The 2,401-nt window shown below is 56.1% G+C and carries 2 protein-coding genes; both read right to left on the bottom strand.

Annotation, left to right across the window (positions count from 1 at the left end; all coding sequences use genetic code 11):
* Positions 1-986: ABC transporter permease (locus WCE46_RS07035; protein ID WP_424732992.1), on the bottom strand; the 986-nt coding region annotated here is incomplete at its 3' end.
* A partial coding sequence (locus tag WCE46_RS07030) for an ABC transporter permease (protein ID WP_424732991.1) occupies positions 983-2,401 on the bottom strand: 1,419 nt, incomplete at its 5' end. The genes WCE46_RS07030 and WCE46_RS07035, both read right to left, overlap by 4 nt.

Genomic DNA, 2,401 nt, shown 5'->3' with positions numbered 1-2,401 from the left:
ATCCACTGCTCCACGCCCGCTGTTCCCACGGAGAGCCGGGCGATCAGGTTAAGCGGGTTGTCGGGCAGGGCAAGCACTAACAGGAGGATGACGACAAGAGCGGTCGAAAAGACAAACTGCGCTGCTGTCCGCTCCCGGTAGTGCAGGGCTACCATCGCCCCGATCAGTATCAACAGGAGCGATGCGAGGGTGACGTGCAGTACGATGAGTACGGTATTTTCAATGGCAATCCCGTTTGCTGCAAGCAGGATAATCCAGGCCCCTGCCTGGAGCGGGACGAGCAGAACGCAGGTGAGCACCTTGCCCCATACCATCTCGGCAAATGTAACCGGGGTGGAAACGAGCGTCTCCAGGGTTTCGTGCTGGTACTCCTCGGTGATGAGATCGATGATAAGCGCGGCAGATATGATCCCCGGCATAAAGACAAGGAGCGGGATAAGGAGCCCGTACACAAACTCAAAGAAACTCGTACTGCCGGATGAGGACGGGATCTGGACCGGTATGGGAGTTACATCGAGACGGCCGGCCCGGCTCTCCCGTAAGTCTCCCTCGTATTTGAGAAAGACCGCTTTCAGCTTCACATCCACAACTGCACCCTGGAGATCGTCTGCGAGAGTATACAGCGTGAGTTTTACCGGGTCGTCCGCGTTAGGAAGGGTGCCGGGGGCATACACCACGGCAGCGAGTCTCCGCTCTTTGAGCAGTTCAACCGCTGTCGAGAGATCCATCCGGTGCACCCGGAAGTCCTGGCTGTTCTCCAGATCCCCGAGCAGCGGGGATTCATTTCCCGCATACGCGATATCGTAGCGGAAGTGCGAATATTTCGAGAGCGACGTGGGGTCATACATCGATGTGAGCCCGACCATCAGAAACGATGAGAAGAGCGCGATGAAGAGCTGGAGCAGGACGGCAAGGAGGATCGTCTTTTCTGAATAGAGTCCCCTGAACTCTTTTTTTGCAATAATGGTAACGTGCCGTGCCTTCATCGGAGCCACCCCAGAATCAGGTACAGGTTATAACAGCAGTGAAGCGCTGTTGCGGCAAGCAGCCCGGGTACGAGTGCCTTCCTGCCCCAGACTTTGAGAGAACTGGCGACCATAAGGATGCAGGCAAAGTGGAGCAGGAGTGGCATCCAGAGTACGCCAAGTGAGGAAAAGAGGACGCTCCCGAAGACAGACTCGGTGATCTCGGCAAGCGTGGCAAAAAGCAGGAGTTTTTCCCCTACAAGAAATCCTATCGCGGTCGCCGCGCAGGCACCGGCCAGATGCTTCCACGAAAAGAATTCAGGGTGCTGCACAAAGAGCGTGTAGATGCCGGCCGATTTTGCTGCCTCTTCGATGAATGCCGCAAGGATGAGAAGGAGCACGAGCGAGAGCGGCATGGGCAGGTTGAAGAAGAGGACAAGGCCCATCATCTGCGCCATGAAGACAAACGGGATCGAGAATGCGGCAAGCAGGAAGAGCAATGCATACGGGTGCCGGTACTGGATGATCCCGGCGAGGAACTCGCGTATCCGGGGCAGGAATTTTTTTTCCGAGAAGAGGCGTTCCTCGTTGAAGTTTCGCGCCGCGATGTAAAAGAGAACGGCGCCGGTCAGCCAGAAAAGCGCGGTGGAATAGACAAAATCGGCGGCAGTCCACGCGGTTCCCTGCAGGGTGAGCACGATCAGTGTGAGCGGAGAGATCAGGCTGATCACATGCACGTTTGCAAAGATGCTTGGGAAAAAGAGGTACGAGGTGGCGACGGTCGAGAAAAAAATGGAGATAAACGAGAGTTCTTTGAAGCTCCGGGCGAGCATCCCGATGATAAGCGCGTTCGCGAGAAAGAAGAAGATGATCGGGATAAGTGGGAGGAGGATGAGCGGCGAGGCCCTGATATAAAGCGTGATCGCAGCGCAGATCGCAAGCATCGATAGGAAGTACGGGAGCATTTTCCCGATAATGATGGACGAGGTTTTTACCGGCAGGGAAAGCAGCACCTCGCCCTTTCGTTCGATCCGCTCGTTCATGATGCTCATCATGAAAAACTGCGAGGTGAAATACAGCGGGAAGATGAAGACAAACACAAGGATGATCGAGTCAAACGGGAGCGGGGGCGAGAGCTGGTCCGGGGTTACGAACGTACCCATGCCGGACTCCTGCTGGGAGAGGACGTCCGTATACCGTGAGACCTGCGTATTTTGTGATGATGACGTGACCAGTTCCTGCCTGAGTTCGTCCTTTGTTATCCCGAGCGTTGGCGAAGGCGTGGGAACATTCTCAACGGGACCCTGTGGGACCGGGGGACCCCGTACTGATGGTGCCGGCACGAACTGGCCGTTTCCGGGAGTGGTGAAATTGAGTTCGCTTTGTACGGTCTGCGCATCGATCCAGAGCGGGTACGCGGCAAAGAGATCGTTCTC

The sequence above is a fragment of the Methanoregula sp. genome (assembly GCF_049690535.1).
GTDB lineage: Archaea > Halobacteriota > Methanomicrobia > Methanomicrobiales > Methanospirillaceae > Methanoregula.
Note: the sequence above shows the minus strand (reverse complement) of the source record. Positions and strands in the feature narration are given on the sequence as shown.